The 1,968-nt window shown below is 58.6% G+C and carries 1 protein-coding gene; it reads right to left on the bottom strand.

The genetic code is table 11. From position 1 onward, the window contains the following. A partial coding sequence (locus tag ACOSYY_RS18655) for a DUF4118 domain-containing protein (RefSeq protein WP_421664374.1) occupies nt 1–1,968 on the bottom strand: 1,968 nt, incomplete at both ends.

Genomic DNA, 1,968 nt, shown 5'->3' with positions numbered 1-1,968 from the left:
GCTCGTCCTGCCCATTCACCAAACTGCTGGCGGCACCGGTGATGGTCGCGAGTGGCGTTCGCAGGTCGTGAGACACCGAGCTGAGAATGGCATTCCGCATACGCTCCGTTTCCGCGCGCACGTGAGCCTGTTGCGCCTCGTCCGATAAACGAGTCCGTTCGAGCGCCAAAGCCACCTGATTCACCAGAGATTCCAGCAAATGCAACTGCCCCGGGTCCAGCAGGAGCGCGGCGCTCTTCGGTCGAAGCGCAATGACTCCGATCGGTCCGGTCGAGCACACCAGCGGTAAGTACAGTGCGCTGGCTCCCGGGAGCGTATCGGTCCCGAGCCCGGCTCGCTCGCTGTGGTCGTATACCCATTGAGCCACCCACGACTCCTTTGGGTCCAACTCAAAAAAGAGGAGCTCCCCGCGTTGCAGCTGCACCCGTTTGTCTGCATCCGCGAGGAATATCGCTACCTGTGCGTCAAACACATCTCGAAGATGCTGGGCCGCAAGTTGTGCCAGCATGCCCGTTCCGCGATGAGTGGCGAGATCTCGGCTCATGGCATAGAGCACTCCCGTTTGCCGTTCTCGGTAGCGGGCCAGCTCGGCTTGCCGCTGGAGGCGCACAGCAAGATTGCTGATCACTAGGGCAACCACAAGCATCACCCCGAAGGTCAACAGGTATTGAAAGTCGGAGACGGCAAAGGAGTAAGCAGGCGGGACAAAGAAGAAATCGAACATTGCCACGCTCAGGACGGAGGCTAAGACCGACGGTCCACGTCCCCAGCCGATCGCAACCGTGACGACGGCGATTAAGTACATCATGATCAGGTTCGCGGACGCGAAATAGGGAAACATCAGCCAAGCGACCGATGTCGCACTCAGCACCCACATGATGGCATAGCCATAAGCCTGGACATCGCTGGTTCTTTGGAGAGTCCGACGCACAAGCGGTTGTCCTTCACCGGCCGTTCCCGTAATGACATAGATATCGATCTCTCCACTTTGATGGACGAGGTCTGAAACCACTGACCCGAACAGCCATTCTTTCCAGGGCGCTCTGATCGGTTTTCCGACAATAATCTTGGTGGCATTCCGACTCCGTGCATAGCTTAGAATCTCTTGGGCGACGTGCTCGCCGGTTAACGTCACCGTTTCTGCTCCAAGCTGCTCCGCTAGACGCAAAGTCTGCATCAATCGATCTCGTTCGGACTGGGGAAGTCCAAGATGTCGGGGGATCTGTACGTACACCGCGATCCATTTAGCATGAAGGTCTGCTGCCATTTGGCGAGCTGCCCTGATCAAACGCGGGCCACGGGGCTTCGTGTTCACGCAGACTATCACGGTTTCCGCGGCCGGCCATGTTCTTACCACCGCATGGTCCCGCCGGTAAATTTCCATTTGCTGATCGACGCGCTCGGCCGTGCGACGTAGTGCAAGTTCACGAAGCGCGATCAGATTGCCTTTGGCGAAGAAATTGTGAATCGCATGCTGAATCTGCTCGGGGACATAGACCTTGCCATCTTTGAGCCGCTGAAGCAGGTCGTCGAGCGGAAGATCGATCAACTCCACGTCATCCGCCCGTTCCAGCACTGAATCCGGCACGGTCTCACGCACCCGCACGCCCGTAATCTGCGCGACCACATCGTTCAGGCTCTCCAGATGCTGAACGTTCACGGTGGTGTAAACCGTGATGCCGGCCTTGAGTAATTCCCAAACATCCTGCCATCGCTTGGCATGACGGAGACCCGGCGCGTTGCTGTGCGCGAGCTCGTCGATGAGGATCACGGTGGGACGACGCGCAAGCGCCGCATCGAGATCGAATTCCAGGAGTGTCGTGCCGCGATAGTCGACGGCCCGGCGCGGGAGGATCTCGAGTCCCTCGACAAGGGCATCAGTCTCTGCCCGGCCATGTGTTTCTACGACGCCGATGACCACATCAACACCATCACGTCGCTGCTCGTGCGCTGCCTCCAGCATGGCAT

This window comes from Nitrospira sp. BLG_2, assembly GCF_049222245.1.
Note: the sequence above shows the minus strand (reverse complement) of the source record. Positions and strands in the feature narration are given on the sequence as shown.